We start from the raw sequence: 19384 nt of genomic DNA, 5'->3' as shown, positions 1-19384 counted from the left end.
AATAGCGAGAATTCTTATATGTATGACAAAATAAGGCCGAATTACAATAAGTGATTCGGCTTTTTTCGTGTTGAAAGTATTCAAATTTAGAGAGAACTTTTTTTTAACTCTTCATTTGGTTATAAAAAGCAACCAAAAAATGTCGCAAATAGAAAGCGCGAGATTGATAAGAAAATAGAATGACTTCGTTTACTTCTTTTATAAAATTATAAAACTATAATCTATATAGACATTCATGATTAATTTATGCAATCGTTTGCTTCGATTACGCAATCGATTTCGTTCCTGTCAATATGTATGACTTTAAAAATATTATTATATCATTGTTACATACTATCAATTATTAATAGGACCGAAAGTCCAACTTTTATTTAAGCCGAAACTAAGTTTATTTGCTAGCCGAATAATACCAATTTTTTTAATGCCTAAAGACATAAATCGAATGAAAAGACTATTTTGTTTTTTATTTCTTGTCCCTATGTTTCCATCTGCTAAGGCTAACCATCTTAACTTTTGGACTTCAAAACAAGATACTTCTGAAATCAATGAGGTTGACAAGCGATTACTTAAAGGACGACTAGCTACCTTGTTAAAAAAGCAAGGTGTCAAAGACAGTCTCAATTTAAGAAACGTTGAAACATTGCCTGTTGTCAGTATTCCAGAGCTTTTGAAAGGGCAAGTTGCCGGTCTCTACGTACAAGAAGCGACAGGTGAACCAGGAGCGCCAAAGAATATGGTGCTTAGGGGTTTAGGATCGCCGTTGCTCGAAATCAAAGATGCGGTTAATGTGCAACCAGCTGTATTTGTCAATGGAATACCTATTGCAAGAGACAACAATTTTGCGTATTCAATTCAACAGTATCAATTCAATCGTATCGGTCCGGGAACGGACAACTTTGCCGGTATTGATCTCTCAACAGTAGAATCCATTGAGGTAATAAAAGATCCCGTTAAGTTAGCAAAACTGGGACCATTAGCTGCCAATGGTGCTATTTGGATTCTTACCAAACCTGGTAAAGACGGAAATCGGGAAATATCTATAAATACTTATGTGGGACTCTCTACAAAACCAGTTGTAACTCCCGTAAATGCTCAGTATGAGAATATGTTCCGGTCCATCTTCTATAATAAATATGGGTCGGATACTGATCGTTTGAATTACCCAGGATATCTGAGCGATTCGACCAACGTGAATTATTATGGACCGGCAAACTGGAATCAAGAATATTACAAAGTTACACCTTCTTATGGCGGAAATTTAGGTATTCGTGGAGGTAATGACCGTGCGAATTTCGGATTTATTGGTGGTTATATGAAGAATGCGATTTCGGCGGACCAGACAAATATCGAACGATATAATGCCTTATTCAATGTTAATATGGCACCTTTCAAATGGTTACAATTTGGAACGACGATTAATGGGAGCCGCAGTTTAAGAGATCGTAATCGCAGTTTAAGAGACCGTTTTGGTGAGGCGTCCTATGTGCCGGATTTATCTGTGCCAATCTCGCCAAATAAGGAGATGTATGCGCAGTATCTAGATATCTATAAACAAGCTTTGGATAAAAATACGGTCAATTCATTAAATGCATTACTTACACTGGATATTTATTTTCTCAAGAACCTAAAATTTAATACTTCCTTAGGGGTCGATTATTCAGAAGGAGCAAGACAAGCATTCTTCCCTGGTTCATTGATGGAAACCAATAATTATATGTCGAGTTATTTTGGTTTCAATCAGCGTTTGGTATATAACAACCGGTTGGAATACAACTTGAAATTTCAAGACAAACATCAATTAGACTTGACGCTAGGGTCTTCCTATACACAGGATCTCTATCGATACAATTATGCACGGGCTTATGATGGACCAAATGATTTTATCAAGGTTAACGTTGTAAATGGGGATCCTAATAACGCCGGCTATTTGACACCGATAGGCGGATTGTATGTAAACCGCTACAGTAACCGGGAAGATTTTCGATTACATTCTTTATACTTAGCGGGTCATTATAAATATAAAAATCTTCTTGATTTAGATGCGGTATTGCGTTATGACGGTTCTTCAACGATGCAACCAGATTCGCGTTGGTTAATGACACCATCATTTGCTGCGAAATACCACCTGATTCCTGAAAATGAGGGGGAATTATTTAATCAATTGGGCGTGAAAGCCTCGTGGGCGAGAATAGGGAAACCTGTATTTACAAGTAAGTTTGCTATCGGACCAAATTATACAGCTGATCTAAATTGGGGATCGGAAAAATCCCTAGTATCCTATAATGGTTTTGCAGTTGCATCCCGACCTTATTCAGAAGGTTGGGTGGGCTACGATATCAAATGGCCCTACACGGATCATGCTGAATTGACAGTTGATGGAACGTTATTGGAGAAAAAGGTCGATTTTGAAGTTTCGCTATATCAGAAGAAAGATGCCAATCAATTGATTAATTCTCCTATCCCGGCAGAATACGGATATTCTGGTCAAATTATTAATGGTATGACTGTTAAAAATACCGGTATAGATCTCAATCTGTCAGCAAAAGTACTCGCCAATCCAGAAGCATTACAATGGAATACATCGCTTAACTTAAACTACAATCAAAATAAATTGACTGCACTTCCCGAGGGACGTAAACAGTTGAAGGTTGGTAATAGGTTGTTAAAAGTGGGCGAGGCCATTGATCAGTTTTGGTTGTATGAGAATCAGGGTACCTATGATACTGAAGCAAGTATTCCTGTTCAAAATGGCCAAAAGTTGCAGTTTGACGGGGTAGATTTTGCGGCTGGTGATCCAATTTGGAAAGATCAGAATGGAGATTTCAGAATCAACGATGAGGACCGTGTGTTAAAAGGCCATGCGATGCCAAAGCTGACGGGATCATTTCAAAACTACTTCAAATACAAAGGGTTCGACCTGAATATGCAATGGTATTTTGCGCTGGGACATAAGGCTCTGAATCAACGTGCTTCAAATAAATATAATTTCATTAATACCGAAAATACCAATTCACTGGATGGAATTCGAGAGGTGTTCCATTGGCAACAAGATGTTGATATTAACAAATATCCAATCTATAATCCTTGGAGTCCGATCGTTGCATATCGGGTGGATCAAGATTTATTCTTAGAGAATGCTTCGTTTCTGAAGTTGAGAGCTGTAACGATTGGTTATGATCTTTCTCAGTTGGACAAAATAAAACAAAAGATGAAGACTGTTCGACGGGCTTATGTTTATGTTTCCGGCACCAATTTATTGACAATTTCTAAATTCTCAGGTGCCGATCCTGAACTGATAGATTTTAATGGATATTACACAGGGTATGGCTTGCCATTATCTCCAATGGTTTCATTAGGTATTAAGTTAGATCTGTAATTATTTAATATAGAAAAAACTATGAAAAGATATAATCGATGGGCGGTAATTCTGGTGATGTCACTTGGCATTACTGTTTTTACGAGTTCATGTAATAAGAAATTGGATATTGTTGCATCAAATCTGGGCTCAGAGAAATTGGAATGGCAATCCATATCCGATACCCGTGCGCATTTGATGGGCATCTATGGTTTAATGCGGTCAGCTACGGCTGATAACTATGGACATTGGGTGTATGGGGAAATACGCTATGGCGATTTTACTTCTTATTCACGGGCCGACCTCCGTGCGGTAAGGGAGAATAAATTAAAATCCGCATATCCGTTGTTGAAAGACCTTACAGATTGGCGTAGATTTTATGCCGTCATTAATGCGGCTTCGCTCTTTATTGAACGTGCACCAGAAGTCATGGAGAAAGATAAACGCTATACAGAACGGGATATGAAGTACGATGTAGCACAGGCACGTACGATTCGTGCACTTATGTATTTCTATATGGTTCGTATCTGGGGAGATGTTCCTTTGCTAAAAGACTCCTATGACAATGGCTCTTTTGTTGAATTAGCACGTTCTTCGGAAGCGACTGTTTTGTCCTTCGCAGAATCAGAATTATTAGCCGCAGCGCAAGATCTACCTTATCGGTATGCTGTTGGGACACAGAGTTATTATGGAGCCTTATATGGCACCTGGGTTGGCGTATTGGTTAATAAAATTACGGCCTATTCTCTGTTAGCTCACGTGGCTGCTTGGCAAGGAAAGTACATTAATGCAGAGGTATATTCAAGATTTGTCATTGATAATTATTCGCAGGCAAGTCTTGAGCTATTGACAACTCCCGCATTGGTGAATCCAACAGATGGATTATTTGGCCCTAGTACACGGGCACAGATATTAGCAATTCGCTCCTCCTATGAATTTGGAGAGGCAACCAATACAGGGCATATTGAATCATTGACTTTGGGGTATCCAATTGTTACTAAAGCTAAACCGGATATCTATGTTAGTCGAGACACCATTAATAAATTGTTTGATGACGTCAATGATACGCGTTTTGGTATCGATTCTATATCGGGATTGGTTCGGACCAACTACTTTACCAATTACAACGGCGATATTCCAATTTTTAGTAAAATCAAGGTCATCCGTAATGGTGCTGGGGATTCTGACTTCTCCATTTTCGGCTCCAATCTGGTTTTTACCCGTTTAGAAGAAATTTATTTGTTGCAAGCGGAGGCGAAAGCCGTTCTCAATCAGCGTGATGACGCGATCAAATACCTCAATGTCATCAAAGAACGCCGTGGTTTAAAACCATATATCAGTAACTCGCCAAAAGATTTATTGGAAGAAATTTTCTTGGAACGAAGAAGAGAATTAATGGGTGAGGGGTGGAGATGGTATGATCAAATTCGCCTGGCAAAGATTAAGAAAAATAATCCCGTCATGAATGATTTGATTCAAAAAGGTGGAATCTATTGGCCGATCTCTTCAGATGTACTTGAGAGAAACTCCAAATTGGTGCAAAACTCTTATTGGAAATAATAGAATAGATAATCATGAAAAACAAACATATTTTTTTAGGCTTATCGCTAATCGTATTGCTGTTGGGCATCACAAGTTGTAAAAAAGGGAATACCTATTACGAAGATTTTCAAGTCAAGTATACCGAATTTGATGGGACTTCATTGGATTTTTTGGAATCACAAGGTAGTACCTATGACTCTTTACTCTTGGTATTGGAACGCGTTCCATCGGTACGTGCTAAACTAAAAGATCCTAATGCAAAAATTACCTTTTTTGCTATGACGAACAACAGTTTTACAAATGCTTTAGATGCAATGAATGGTGTACGAAAAGCGGGGAACAGACCCCCACTTTATCTTGAGGATATCCCGCAATTGGTTCTCGATTCTTTAACCTACCATTATGCATTTGACGGGATATACGATACTCCCTATTTGCATGATTTTGTAGAAGGTAAGGTGATCAAAGCGCTTGATAACTACGATATGACACTAAAATATAAAGTAACATCGGCTTCTGGAATAATTGGTGGAGGCCAACAACAAATTATATTGAGCGATATGAATAAGTCTATTTTTCAGCGTTATTGGCAGGAGAGTGCAACATCGGTGGTGAATATACGCACACATAATGGTATGCTACACGTCCTCGCTCCAAGTCATAATTTCGGATTTAGTAAACTAGCAAAACTATTAAACAAATAACATGGAAATGAAAATATTAAAATCTGCCAAACAGCTATTGATGCTCGGAATGGGACTTTTCATGTTAGTGTCTTGCAAGAAATATATCCCGGATGACCAAGATTCTTTAGGAAGTGATGTTGTATACAATACAAATGAGTTTACACCATTGTTGGGAAGAAATACTTTTTATAACAATATTGTCAATATTGGGCAGAATACCTCACAGCCACTTTCCTTCAAAATTGTCAATGTTCGTGACATTGACGGGCAACCCGCAACACTTTTCGATGATAAGTTCCCTGTTAAAATCTGGACAAAGGCGTATAGCGGCTATGAAAAATCAATTGATGAGATAGAAAGCAAACGTAAAATAGAATATCGGCCCATATTAGAAATACTTGAAAAATCTGGGAATATTAATTTTTGGGGACAATCTGTAAACTCAAATTTTGTTAAGGCCCAACCAGACTCTGGGTATGTGTTTGATATCGAGATTAGTAATACAGGAGGGCGTAGATATTTGCGGGATTTCAAATTGAAACCTTATCGCGAACGTGCATTTGAACCCAGTATTATGGATCCAGTGACAGGTTTGTCACCATTACCTTATACGCATCCCGCTTCAACGACCAATTTATTTGGTGAGCGGACCAATCTACTTGTTTTCCCTTCCGAAATCAACGTTTATTTTAACAAGCTTGAGCGTAAAGGGACTGGAAGCCGGACATTGACAATAAGTTTTTTAGACTCCCTGAATCGTCCGATTGATGTGAAAAAGTTTGCCGCAACGGAATGGGACAAATTAGTTCATGGTTTTAATCACAGATTCGAAAATGGTAAAGTTATTTACGATGTGGCTTATCCAATTCCACTAGCTCCAATTAAAACTGATTTTACTTCTGAAGATGGTGGGGCTGCTGTAATGAACTTCAAATTTAGAAGGAAAGGACAATTTGGCTTTCTTGAAGATTGTGGTATACAGATGCCATTTGCGATTTATGAAGAAGGGGATTGGGAGATACAATTTCGATTTATGTATGAAACGCCAAGATTTGAATGATGATGGACCAACTAATTAGCTTAAAAATTATGAAACAATTCTGCATAATATTTACGTTCATTTGCACCTTGTTTGTTGGGGAGGCTTGGGCCCAAACCATGATCAAAGGGGTAGTGAAAGGAAACGATAAGAAGGCCCTTGGTGGCGTGTCTATTCGTTTGGAAAATCCTAAAAGAGATTTAGGGAAAACCGGGGATGATGGACGATTTGTAATTTCCGCCCCGAATACTGGGGTAATGGTATTTTCCTATCAAGGATATCGTACGGAAAAGTTTACGATTGTTGCAGGGAAAACCGAATATAATGTCACGCTTGAGATGGAAGCGCAGGAGCTTCAAGAAACTGTCGTAGTTGGATACCAACAACGTAAAAGAGAGACATTGACAGGCTCAGTAGTTACTATTTCTGGAAAGGAAATTCAGGATATTCCTGCCGGTAACTTTGTCGATCTGTTACAAGGTAAGGTCGCCGGACTGAATATTCAAAATAATACAGGTAGTCCGGGGATGCGTGGGACGATGGCGGTTCGTGGTATGTCCAATTTTAACGTTTCGGGAAGTGGAGATAATGCCTTTGTAACACCGACTTCCCCCTTATTTGTGATCGATGGGGTACCAATTGACGACAATGCGGGATACGAATATGGCTTTGAAACAGCCGGACCGGGCATGTCTCCGATCGCAATGATCCCACCTGAAGATATTGAAAATATAACTGTTATGAAAGATGCGCAAGCAACTTCACAATATGGTTCTCGGGGTGCCTATGGTGTAATTGTTGTTGAAACAAAACGTGGTAAGTCAAAAGTGCCAATTGTACAATATCAAGGTCAATTCTTCCTGTCAGCTGTACCTAAATTGCGTCGTGTTATCGGCGGTAGAGATGAACGAATGATACGTATTGAACAAATTTTGATGAATGATACGACATTGGCGGCAGCCTTGCGGCGTATCAATGACTCTCCAATATTGGCCGATTCGTTAAATCCCTATTATAATAATTCAACCGACTGGCAATCCTATTTCTATCGAAATACCTACAATCAAACACATAACTTGAATATTTCGGGGGGAGAAACGATCTTCAACTATAAAACGAATATCAACTATTATGATGAAAATGGTATTATCGCCAATACAGGCCTGAAAAAATATACCACCTCATCCAACATGACATATCAACCAAGTGATAAATTTTTGATGCGAGCAAATGTCAATGTGCAGGTCGCCCAAAATAAAATGGGTTCGGGAAATGCAATGATGCAGACGGGGGTAGGTAAGTCTGTCAATACAACGTCGCTCTATCCCTCACCTTCACTATTTTCTGGCAGTATGTCTGCGCTGTCTGCTTTGGGGGTTGATGATCAAAATAAAACAGGAAATTATACTGGTCAGATCGAATTACAATATGAACCTTTTCAGGGGCTAAGGGCGAGTTCGACTTTCAACTATACCTATATGACATCGACAAAAGATCGTTATACACCTGAGGTACTTTTGGGAAATTCTTCGGAAGTGTATAGTTATTATGGTAACAATAGTAAAGTATATAATCGAAATTCACTTGGATATACTAAAGCAATTAAAGAAAAACACTTATTTAATCTTTATGGATTTACCGAGATGTGGATATCTTCTTCTTCAGAAGATTTGTCCAGAATTCGTGGTACTGCAAACGATCAATTTAATACAGGAATTAGCTATAATACGCGGAATACATTAGGTGGGTTGTTGAATTCCCTGAATAATTTTAGGTCGATTGCTTACGCCGGAAATTTTACCTACAATTATGATTCTAAGTATGTTGTTGACTTGAGTTATCGTATTGATGGTACTTCGGTGACAGGGGGAAGCTCACCCTGGACACAGAATCCTTCGGCAGGTTTACGTTGGAACTTTAAGAAGGAGAACTTTATGCAAGGATTAGAATGGTGGGATACGGGCTTTATCAGAGGATCGGTAGGACGTACGATTTCTCCAACCGGATCATTATCTGATCTTTATGGCTGGTATAAAATTGACGACGGCCGTTATAATAATAGACCAACGACCTCATTGGACTTGGAGAATGCTCCCAATACGAATCTGGTTCCTCAGACGACAACACAATGGTCTGTAGCAACGGAATTGGGCTTTTTCAATAGTGCCATTTATATTACCTACGAAACTTATTACAAACAATCAGATAAGATCTTGCGTAAAAAAGCTATTGCCAACCATAACGCATTTTCAAATGTATTAACAAATGAATCGGCTATGGTGAATAGAGGGCATGAATTGAGTATCCAGTTCCGTCCTTCATTAGCAAATGAGGACTGGAAATTCAATGGGAGCGCAACATTTGCAATAAATAGGGATTATGTAACTGCACTACCTGATGGTGCACGTCAGTTAGTACAACCTGACGGCTCTGGCTACGATTTACCACAGTTTTATCGTCTTGGGCGGAATGCATTTAGTTTTGTATTATACGATTATAAAGGGGTATACACTTCTGATGATCAGGTGCCTGTGAATCCATTAACAGGTTTACGTTATAGAGCAGGCGGAGAAATGAATGACGGCAAATTCTTTCGCGCGGGGGATCCTATTTTTACAGATCTAAACGGGGATTATATCCTTGATGAAAATGACTTAGTATATGTAGGTAACTCGCAACCGGCCATTACAGGAGGTTTGTATCTATTTACGCAATACAAAAACTGGTCTTTACGTACACAATTATCCTATACGCTAGATCGCGATATTCTAAATACAGCTTTAACTGATCGATTCCGCAACTATTCAGATCCCACTGGTCAAAACTACGGAAAAGGAGCACCAGGTGCTTATGTACCGCTTGAAGCTTATAATGTTTGGCGTCAGTTAGGCGATAATGCAGATTATCCAAATGTTTCAGACTTTACGCGTTTGACATTATATAATCCTTATCGTTACAATTCTACCATGTTTTTGGAGGATGGATCTTATTTAAAAATTAACTCAATAACAGTAGGCTATAATTTTGACAGAAGATGGGCTCGTCGTTTTGGGGTTTCATCGGCCCGATTGAATTTTACGGCAAACAACGTGTACACGTTTAGCCGGTATTCTGGGCCAGATCCCGAATTGGTAACAGGTGTGGGACGTGATGGCTCGAATGGATATCCGAGCAAAAGGACCTATTCAATGGGAATAAGTGTACAATTCTAAGCGCAAAATAACATGAAGAAGAAATTTTTATATCTATTTATACTGGGAGCAACTTTAGGTTTTGGCTCCTGCGGAAAGGACTTCCTAAATATTACCCAAATTGATAAATTAACAGGAAATAACTATTGGACTAGACAAGCAGACGTTGACCAATATATGGGTGGGATTTATTCCACTTTTAGAGAGGCGACAATGACAAACATTTTCTTTCCTGCATCCGGTGATTTGCGTTGTGCGCCTACAAATCGGACGAGTGCGACGTCAGGGGCTGGAAGAGAATATATTTCGTTATTGAGACAGAATAATTTGAGTGCTATAATGTCTAGAACTAGCGAGGATGTGGACAATAATTTCGCCTATTTCAGATTTCCTAGAATCACCCAATGGAACAATTTCTATAAAATGGTGCAAAATTCGAATATCGTTATTTATCAATTAGAAAATAAAGATATGCCGTTCCTTAGTGAGCAACAGAAAAAATCATATAAAGCTGAAGCTGTCTTTTTGCGTTCATTAGCGTATTTTTTTATGGTACGTCTGTATGGCGACGTACCTTATTATACGGATATAAATACCAATCCATTGCCACGGACAAATATGTTTACGGTATTGAAAAATCTATCTGTTGATTTGGATGCTACTTATAAGGATTTACCATGGACTTATGATGATCCTTCTGTCGTCGCTGTTAAAGCAATGCGTGGTGCGGCACTCGCACTGAATATGCATATTAATATGTGGATAGCCGGTTTAGGATCGGAAGATAAAACGGTACTATATCAAAAAGTTGCAGATATGGGGAAAGAGCTGATGGAAGAAAATGGAGGAGCATATGCGTTATTGGATTTAAGCAGGACCAAAGAGATTTTTAAAGGTAGGACCAAGGAGGGTTTGTTTGAAATTGTTCAAAACTTCAATTATGGGGAAAGCTTTCACTTATCTGCATCCTATTCAGATTATGTGTTACATGCGCCCAACAAAGTGACAACAAAGTCATATATCTATTACGATCCGAAGTTTATGGAAAAAATGTATCCACCAGCAGAAGATGACCAACGTAAAGTATACTGGTTTGATAAAGATATCTATTCGACAAATGGCGATTTCCAATGTCTCAAATTCTCCAATGTATTTATGGAAGAAGGCGAAGATAATAATCCCGATGATAATCAGATGGTCTTTCGATATGCAGATCCTATCTTGTTAAGAGCGGAGGCATTGGCTGAATTGGGTAAGGATGAAGAAGCAAGAACTGTTGTCAATGTTATTCGTAATCGTGCTAAAGCGGCACCGGTACGCGATAGTGGCGATGACTTAAAAGATGCTATTTGGTGGGAACGTGTGAGAGAATTATTGGGAGAGGGGAATTTTTATTATGATTTAGTACGTACAAAAAAAGTGATCAATTTTGAGTATACCACTGCACCAATGTCCGTTGCGGCTTTTAACGACGGCGGATGGACTTGGCCTATTGATAGGTCTGCATTAACGAACAATCCATACATGCGATTAAACAATTATTGGAATTAAAAGAATAGACCATGAATAAAATTTGGAAATATAGTTTCTTGCTGCTAATGGTAATTTCACTGTTTGGAGCATGTAAAAAAGAGGATTATATCGATACAGGAGTCCACGAAGCGAAGTTTAACGGAACGATCTGGAACTATCTGGAATCTAGACCAGACTTGTTTGATACATTAATGGTAGCACTTAAAGTTGCCAAGTTGGATGATGTGCTTAAAAATGAGGAAGTGACCTTTTTTGCCCCTCCCGATCCATGTATTTTAAAGTCCGTGTGGATGCTAAACCAACAGCTGTTTCGTTCTGGGCAAGATTCCATTACAAAATTGGAGCAGATCAGACCTGAAGTCTGGAGGAAATACCTTTCCAGATATATTTTTAAAGGTAAGAATGTCGCCAAAGATTATCGCCAGATTGACACGTTAAATTTAGCGGCCTTTCCTGGCGGTGTTTATAAAAATATTGCTGGTGCGGATATGAATATTGGTGTACTTTACAACGATGTTATTACCAAAAATGATAACTCTGGTGGGGATCAGATTATTAAATATGCTGGTTATCGTCAGCTCTATTTAAATTATCCATATTCTATCAGTGTACCTGAAGAGTTTAAAGATTATTTTGTGCCTTATATTACGGCTCCTGTAGCAACTTCTGATATTCAACCCACTAATGGAGTCTTGCATGTGCTCAAATTTTCAAAACATTCATTTGGATTTCAGAGTATTGATTTTGTAACCGAGGCATATTTGCTAGGAGTGCTGCCTAAGTAAAATTTGATATGAGTATGAAAAGAAATTTAATAACCAAAATAAGCGCCCTGGCAGTAACTATACTCGCATTAGCGGCATGTAGTAAGGATATTCTAACCGGGGCAGATCCTTATGCTGGGGGTAAAGAACCCTTGGGAATAGGGTTTTATATCAATTATCCAGATCCAGGTTCTGCCAAGCCAGGCGAATTGGTGGATTTTTATGTAAAAGGATTAAAAGGAAAATTAGATAAAATTGGGTTTTTTGTCAATAATACAGCCGTAGAAATTATTTCTGCGAAGGACTCCTTGGTAACGATTAAATTGCCAGAACAGATATCCTCTGGGGATGCCAAAATCGTTGTTGGCGATGAGGTTTTTTACGGTCCACGTTTAGAGATTGAAGGGAATACAGCAGTTGACGAAAACTATGGAATGGTGAATGGGTTTAAAGGTGCTGTGTATGATATTTTACCTAATGCGGGCGGCTTTATCGTAGCAGGGGCATTCTACAACTTCGAAAATGAAGCAGTGGATAAGAAAGTCTACCGCAACGGAGTACATTTTATCGATGCCAATGGTAAGACAAGTGGTAACATGAATTTTGGTAGGGGTACCTTTGGTGGCGGTTATGTCAGGTCTATCGCAAAAACAAATGATGGTAAGTTTATCTTTGCGGGGGCATTGGGAACTTTTGCGAAGCGAATCGTTAATAATATTGTCCGTGTTAATAATGATGGTGCCATCGATTCAATGATCGTGGAGGTGATTAATCCGGGCAGCGACCCGAAAAATTCATTGGATACCGTATCAGCTTTTAACGGCGGGGTGAATACAACCATTTTGCGGGCTTTTACCACGGCAAACAATAAAGTTATAGCTGTTGGGAATTTCAGTACACATTATAAGATTGATTATAATTATTCTTCGCGAGATACCCGAAAATATATTATTTCCTCTGCCAGAAACGTCATTCGGATGAAAGAAGATGGTTCTCTGGACTCGACGTTTGCATTGAATAATGCCGGTGCCAATGGGCAAATTATGGATGCAGTTATGATAGACAATGAACGCGTGGTCATTGTCGGCGCATTTACAACTTATAATGGTAAAGCAGCGAATGGTATAGCTTGTATTAAAGCCGATGGTTCGGTGGATGAAAGCTTTACTTTAAAAGGAAATATAACCAGATTATTCGGACTAAGTTATAATAGCACCTTGAAAAAGTTAGCTGTTTCGGGGATATTTTCAGGTGTTGGTGCTTCTGGGAAAATCAACAACGTTGCACTAATGAATATAGATGGTACAGTCGATGAGAGTTTTATACTACGAGATATAGGTGCTGGTATAGTCAACTATGCCCAAATCCTGAATAATGGACAAGTGGTTCTAGACGGAACACAAGAAAGTTATGCTGGTGTTCCGAGAGCAAACCTGGTTATTCTGGAAAAAAATGGTGAATTATTACAGAAGTATAATTCGTTGGGACCTTTTACAGGTTCTGTCTCTAAAGTTATTGAAACCAAATCTTCTTTAGGTGAACCTGCATTATTGATAGGAGGGAGCATTATCCAATTTGGATCAAAAACATACGGAAACTTCTTCCGTTTGGAAATCAAGAATTAATCCAATAAATGAAACTGGTTATGATTAAGTATTTTAAAACTTTTAAATATATTTCCTTAGCTCTCGGGACCTTAATGGTATTCGGAGCGTGTAATAAGGATTTCCCCAATTTGCTGCAAAATTTCAATGAAGCAAAGGATAGTCCTGAAAGTCGTGATAAGGTACTATTGGTGATTGTTGATGGGCTTTCAGGCCCAGCAATGCAGGATATTGCTCCAACAAATATCGACTTGATGACACGTAATGGTTTGGTTACCTATGGTAGTTTGGCTGATCCAACAACAGATTTCGAAGTGACCAATCAGTCTGTTGCAGCCTCTTTACTTACGGGGGTCAATAGCGCTAAAAATAAGGTGGTAGGCTCGGATTTAAGTCCGATCGACTTGAATAAGTACCCGACGATTTTCACGAAATTGAAGCAAAATGCAGTTAGCCGTAAATCGAGTCTTTTCACATCCGATGCAAAATATGGTTCTTCGTTGGGTAAAGATGCTGAAGTCAAGGTAGAAAGTAATGATGTTGCTGTCGTAAATGCAGCCTCAACGTCGCTGTCAACTACTGAATCGGATCTCAATGTTATCCATTTGACCGAGGTGGATAAGGCTGGAAAATCTTCTGCCTATTCGGCTGCAGATACAAAATATGTGGCTGCAATTAATGTCTTGGACAAACAAGTTCAATCCTTATGGGAAACGATCAAAAAACGGGCAAGCTTTAATACAGAGAATTGGGTTGTGATTGTTACCTCGGGCCGAGGAGCTGTATCAACAGATCCCATTACAGATTTTACACCCTATGGTGATAGTAAGAGGGATACCTATACGTTGTTCTACTCGCCAAAGTTTGCGCGGAAAATTGTACCTAGACCGAACTCAAAAGATATTCCTTTTGTAGCAAACGCAACGCGTTATACCTATGCGAGCAATAATCAGGTCATTGGTAAACTAGCTGATGTAAATAAATTCAATATGGGTACAGGTAGCGACTGGACGATGACCCTCTTTTTGAAACATAACGTTGCGAATGCTAGTTATAATTATCCCATATTTTTTGCTAAACGCGTAGAAGGTTTTACTGGTGCTGGCTGGAACTTCTTTTTGGAGGGAAATTATTGGGGTTTTAACAGTTCAATTGCAGGACAGGCCTTTGGTCCTACGATCAATGATGGCGAGTGGCATGCATTGACTGCTGTCATAAAGCGAAGCGGAAGCCAGGATTCTGTTTATGTTTACACTGATGGAACCAATGCTACTGTTTCTGGTAAGTCTTCTCAAGTAGGCGCTAATGGGAACAATTTAGATAATTCAAGTCCGCTGACATTGGGATATAACCCCGGTAATGGGAATACCGATTGTAATATTTCTATTTGTAACGTACAAATATATAATAGGGCCTTTTCAGCAGAAGAGGTAAAGAGATATGGTGGAGTAACTCATATTGATGAATCTTATCCGTTTTGGAGCAATTTACAAGGTTATTGGCCGGGATATGGGGATGTTAATACAACAGTTCTTACCGAGAAAACGGGTAAAGGAGCCGGCAATTTTAAATTGACAGGTCCTGTAGCTTGGACAAGTTTCAATGAATTGGTTCCATTTTTTCAACCACCTATTGAGGAATCATTTTATCGTCTGGTGCCGAATGCCGTAGATGTTCCTTTTATGATTTACCAATGGTTGGGGGTGTCGGTAGAATCGTCATGGAACCTGGACGGCAAGAGCTGGACGCCTAACTATACACAGATTAGAAAATAATCAAATTTTGACCTAATGAGAAAGAGATATTTAGTTTTTGGATTATTTGTTGGGTTGATGGCCTTTGCCTCGTCCTGCAGTAAATATGGTATTGAGTTTCCAGATGGTTATCAATCTGGAGATTCTACAGAAACACCATTATCGACAGATACAACAATGGGTAAAGCGGATAAGAGCTTATACCATAGAGCGCGTATATATCCGGGCTTGGTAGGAGAAAATGTTACTCGTGTTAAGGATACCACAATTTCTATGTTGATGAATAGAAAATATGTGACCTCCTATGAATATAAAGTTAGTGTAACACCGGCGCCAATTTATACAACTGGACTATATGCTCCTGCGGGCGAAGTGATTCGAATCACTGTGCCTGAAGGCGCTATTGGCATGACCGTACAGGTGGGAGTACATACAGATAACATCACGGGTAAGGATGCTCCACGGAGAGACCCTATCCTGTACACCAGAAAGGAATTATTCCCGGGAACAAATTACATCAAGAACCTCTATGGTGGAACGATATGGATTATTAATCAGAAAGCAAGCACGACACCTGTTAACATTAAAGTAGCCGGAGCTGTCAAATCCACAGACTTTATTCTGGGTAAATCTGTTGTGGCCGATTGGAAGAAACAAGTGCTGTCGCAGGATGTTCCTTGGATGGACCTTATAGGTCAACGAGTCGCTTTTTCTGTCCCACGTTCACTCGTCGTTAAATTTATCCAGTCTGGAAAAATGGATCAAGTGGATGAAGCGCTACGGCTTTGGGACGAGACCTATGTCAAAGATTATTACAATTGGATGGGGCTGTCCGCAGATGCTTCGGATCCTATCAATCGCTATCCAGAATTTTGGGAAAGAGGTGTGATGGATATTCATCCATCCTTAGGCTATGCGCATAGCGGTAGCCCATGGGTGATGCAAGAAGATGAATATTGGTTGGATGAACTGACAAATCCCAACACGATTAGAAAAGGAACGTCATGGGGTTCATACCATGAGGTGGGGCATAATTATCAAGCAACATGGGCCTGGAGTTGGTCGGATTTGGGCGAGACGACAAATAACCTGTTCATTTTTAACGCAGCGCGCAATCGCGGTGTGACTTCAAGAATTGATTTTCACCCGGCATTAAAAACATCAATTCCTGCTGCATTAAAATTTGCCGCACTAACCTCTGCGAAGAACTTTTCCAACTTTCCTAAAGAATTGGGAATTGACGCTGATGATCCTTTCGCTCGGTTAACACCTTTTCTCCAAATCTTTGATAAGACAAAGGGTAAAAATGGAGAGTCAGGTTGGGATTTTTTCCCTTATATCTATAGCAAAGCGCGAAACGAAAACTTCACAAGTTCTTTGGACCAAGGAAAACGGGATTACTTCTATCGGCAGCTATGTAACTTTACAGGGAAAGATTTTAATCGATTCTTTATTGCTTGGGGGATTCCGGTAAGTAGCTCTGCCAAACGCGAGATGCGAGAAAAGTATCCTCCTATGGATCGGTCCATCTGGGAATACAATCCTTTGACGTTTACGGGCGGTGACGGTGTATTGCAACCACGCTATTTCTTGCCAAGTGGTTTGTTTGAATTTACAGCAAATGTTGCTACAGCAACAAATGAGAGTACTGGTAAGTTTAGCGCAATGACTGATGGCGATCCAAATACCTATTGGCATACTTGCTGGTCTGGCTGTTCTATCCCAACTACTTTACCTGTAGAATTGACAATGAACATGAAGGAGATGAATACCTTTAAGGGTTTCTATTTCAAGAATAGGAATAATTCCACTTTCGCGACCAAAGTGAAAGTCCTGATTAGTAAGGATAATAAAAATTGGACCGATTTGGGCGCATTTGCTTTGGCAAGCACTTCACAGACAGCGGCTCAGAATTCAGCCATGAAAGAGTTTACTTTCCCGAATTTAGTGGAGGCTCAGTATGTGAAATTTGTGTTCCCGGATCCAAATACTGGTGGAGCAGAACATGTTGCAATTGCCGAATTAGGGGTGTTTTACGATATATAAACTTAAGTTATGAAAAGATTATTCAATATAAAGAAAACCTTAGTTCTTGTCGTAGGTGCGGTGTCGTTATTGGTTGGCTGTACAAAATATGCTAACCCGCCGGCGGTGTATGAAGACTATGAGCAGAATCTGCAACAACCAGTTAAACGAAAAGTGCTGTTTATCTCTGTGGACGGGCTGGTCGGGCAGGAATTAAAAAAGAGTGTGCCAGCCAATATGGCCGAGCTGATCAAGACAAGTAAGTACACCTTTAACGCACTAGCTGACGAGAATACCGGTGATGCATCTGCTTGGATGACTATGATGAGTGGCGTTACCTATTCCAATCACCAAATTAATGATGATTCTTATATCCCGAAACCGGATGAAGATGACCCGCATAAGAATGTGGCGGGTTATCCGTCCATGTTGTATCGTATCTCAACAGTAGCACCTTCGTTGAAAACAACGGTCGTATCACGGTCAGTCACATTGAATGACAAGTTGCTCGTTAGCGCGAATGAAACCTATAATGGAGCGACCGACGAAGATGTAAAGACAAAGGTATTAGACCTGTTTAATACCAAAAATACGGATTTTATGATCGTACAGTTTACATCTTTATTGGATGCGGGAAAAAAAGGTGGTTTTACAGTGAGTAACAGTGATTATGCGGATGCCTTAAAGAAAGTTGACGGGTATATCGGCGAAATAACGAAAGGATTAGCTGCACGCAAAAATTATCAAAATGAAGACTGGTTGATTATCGTAACATCAAATCATGGTGGTATTGGAAGTTCTTACGGTGGTAACACGCTGCAGGAACGGAATACCTTTGCTATATTTCAGAATAAAAACTTTAAAAGTGCCGAACTGACGGGGAAACCAATGAGCTATGTTCGGATGTGGGGATACGACGGTACTGGAAACAAGCCTTTAGGGGTAAGAGCAGTCAGTGGAGATATTGGGAATTCAAGTGATTATGATTTGGCTACGACAAAGGAATTGACAATTTCTGCCCGCTTCAGATTTAATTTGAACAATACAATTATTTCATCGACTTATCAACCAAATACCTATAACTACTGGTATTCGGGTATTTTTGGCAAGGATTCAAACACTTCTACCGCTACGCCGGGATGGATGTATTATACCTGGGGAAATGATTTGCAGGTAAAGATCAGTGATGGGGTGAAGGAGGCGACCTGTCAGACAGCGAAAGTTAACGGTGACTGGTATACCATGACTACAGTCATCAAAGCGATTGGCAATGATCAGGTTAATATCAAGATCTATAATAATGGTACACTAGCGCAGGAAACAACTACATCAGGGATGAATGTGGCCAATATCAAAACGACTGATCCTTTGATCTTCGGTTATAGACCTAACATATCTTATGACTTGGTCGATTTTGATGTGTCGAATGTGTCGATATTTAATAAGGCATTTACACAAGATGAAATCCGCAATTCTTTATGTTCTGCCGATGAATTGACTAGCTCTTCGTTTGCCAATAGTTTAAAAGGTTATTGGAAGATGTCGCCTACTGAAAGCGGTTCGATTCAGAACGAAGTGTCGGGCAAGAGTGCAATGGGGCTTAGTGGCGCTTTTCAATCGAGAATGACTTCGGAAGTGGTGCCTTGTGATTTGGGTGAAAATGCCGTATTTATTCAGGCAGCGGACTTTTTCCCACAAATATTTTACTGGTTGGAAGTACGGACTTTAAAAGACTGGAAATTGGAAGGACAGGTGTTTTTAAGTAAATACGAGGTTGAATTTCTGCTGTCTGAGCAAAAAAAATAGATTATGAAACCATCCGTGATTAAGGTTTACTTTATAGACTATTCTTAAGTAAGCCCTAATCACAACTAAGCTCCATCATATTGAT

11 protein-coding genes are annotated in these 19384 nt (G+C 39.5%); all 11 read left to right on the top strand.

Translation table 11 applies throughout. The features are described 5' to 3' along the window. Positions 1-442: 442 nt before the first annotated feature. The 11 genes from OK025_RS06355 to OK025_RS06305 are packed head-to-tail and all read left to right on the top strand — an operon-like array spanning position 443 to position 19299. Positions 443-3376 (top strand): SusC/RagA family TonB-linked outer membrane protein, encoded by a 2934-nt coding sequence (locus tag OK025_RS06355; protein ID WP_317668754.1) that lies wholly within the window; start codon positions 443-445, stop codon positions 3374-3376. Between the two features lie 21 nt (positions 3377-3397). Further along, positions 3398-4915, top strand: a complete 1518-nt coding sequence (locus OK025_RS06350; RefSeq protein ID WP_317668753.1) for a RagB/SusD family nutrient uptake outer membrane protein — start codon at positions 3398-3400, stop codon at positions 4913-4915. 14 nt (positions 4916-4929) lie between these two features. Next, positions 4930-5601 carry a hypothetical protein gene (locus OK025_RS06345; protein ID WP_317668752.1) on the top strand — a complete coding sequence of 224 codons (672 nt, stop codon included), beginning with the start codon at positions 4930-4932 and terminating at the stop codon, positions 5599-5601. 7 nt (positions 5602-5608) lie between these two features. After that, the gene (locus tag OK025_RS06340; protein ID WP_317668751.1) at positions 5609-6643 is read left to right on the top strand and encodes a DUF5007 domain-containing protein; all 1035 of its coding nucleotides are present in this window, start codon (positions 5609-5611) and stop codon (positions 6641-6643) included. A 29-nt stretch (positions 6644-6672) separates the two neighbouring features. Further along, positions 6673-9834, top strand: coding sequence for a SusC/RagA family TonB-linked outer membrane protein (locus OK025_RS06335; RefSeq protein WP_317668750.1), 3162 nt, complete (start codon positions 6673-6675; stop codon positions 9832-9834). A 12-nt stretch (positions 9835-9846) separates the two neighbouring features. Beyond that, a complete protein-coding gene (locus tag OK025_RS06330) occupies positions 9847-11364 on the top strand; it encodes a RagB/SusD family nutrient uptake outer membrane protein (RefSeq protein ID WP_317668749.1) in 1518 nt (505 codons plus the stop codon). A gap of 11 nt (positions 11365-11375) precedes the next feature. Continuing rightward, positions 11376-12131: a fasciclin domain-containing protein gene (locus OK025_RS06325; protein WP_317668748.1), complete on the top strand. Its 756-nt coding sequence runs from the start codon at positions 11376-11378 to the stop codon at positions 12129-12131. A 14-nt stretch (positions 12132-12145) separates the two neighbouring features. Next, positions 12146-13735 carry a DUF5008 domain-containing protein gene (locus OK025_RS06320; protein ID WP_317668747.1) on the top strand — a complete coding sequence of 530 codons (1590 nt, stop codon included), beginning with the start codon at positions 12146-12148 and terminating at the stop codon, positions 13733-13735. 20 nt (positions 13736-13755) lie between these two features. Next, positions 13756-15489, top strand: coding sequence for a LamG-like jellyroll fold domain-containing protein (locus tag OK025_RS06315; RefSeq protein WP_317668746.1), 1734 nt, complete (start codon positions 13756-13758; stop codon positions 15487-15489). Positions 15490-15504: 15 nt separating this feature from the next. Next, positions 15505-17514, top strand: coding sequence for a M60 family metallopeptidase (locus OK025_RS06310; protein ID WP_317668745.1), 2010 nt, complete (start codon positions 15505-15507; stop codon positions 17512-17514). 9 nt (positions 17515-17523) lie between these two features. Beyond that, positions 17524-19299 (top strand): alkaline phosphatase family protein, encoded by a 1776-nt coding sequence (locus OK025_RS06305; protein ID WP_317668744.1) that lies wholly within the window; start codon positions 17524-17526, stop codon positions 19297-19299. Positions 19300-19384 lie beyond the last annotated feature (85 nt).

The organism is Sphingobacterium sp. UGAL515B_05, from assembly GCF_033097525.1.
Classification (GTDB): Bacteria; Bacteroidota; Bacteroidia; order Sphingobacteriales; family Sphingobacteriaceae; genus Sphingobacterium.
The sequence above is the reverse complement of the archived record's forward strand: the minus strand, read 5'-3'. Positions and strand labels throughout refer to the sequence as shown.

Bases quoted from the DNA above. Each gene is read 5' to 3' on its own strand.
- OK025_RS06355 (WP_317668754.1), top strand. From the start codon at position 443: ATGAAAAGACTATTTTGTTTTTTATTTCTTGTCCCTATGTTTCCATCT.
- OK025_RS06350 (WP_317668753.1), top strand. From the start codon at position 3,398: ATGAAAAGATATAATCGATGGGCGGTAATTCTGGTGATGTCACTTGGC.
- OK025_RS06345 (WP_317668752.1), top strand. From the start codon at position 4,930: ATGAAAAACAAACATATTTTTTTAGGCTTATCGCTAATCGTATTGCTG.
- OK025_RS06340 (WP_317668751.1), top strand. From the start codon at position 5,609: ATGAAAATATTAAAATCTGCCAAACAGCTATTGATGCTCGGAATGGGA.
- OK025_RS06335 (WP_317668750.1), top strand. From the start codon at position 6,673: ATGAAACAATTCTGCATAATATTTACGTTCATTTGCACCTTGTTTGTT.
- OK025_RS06330 (WP_317668749.1), top strand. From the start codon at position 9,847: ATGAAGAAGAAATTTTTATATCTATTTATACTGGGAGCAACTTTAGGT.
- OK025_RS06325 (WP_317668748.1), top strand. From the start codon at position 11,376: ATGAATAAAATTTGGAAATATAGTTTCTTGCTGCTAATGGTAATTTCA.
- OK025_RS06320 (WP_317668747.1), top strand. From the start codon at position 12,146: ATGAAAAGAAATTTAATAACCAAAATAAGCGCCCTGGCAGTAACTATA.
- OK025_RS06315 (WP_317668746.1), top strand. From the start codon at position 13,756: ATGATTAAGTATTTTAAAACTTTTAAATATATTTCCTTAGCTCTCGGG.
- OK025_RS06310 (WP_317668745.1), top strand. From the start codon at position 15,505: ATGAGAAAGAGATATTTAGTTTTTGGATTATTTGTTGGGTTGATGGCC.
- OK025_RS06305 (WP_317668744.1), top strand. From the start codon at position 17,524: ATGAAAAGATTATTCAATATAAAGAAAACCTTAGTTCTTGTCGTAGGT.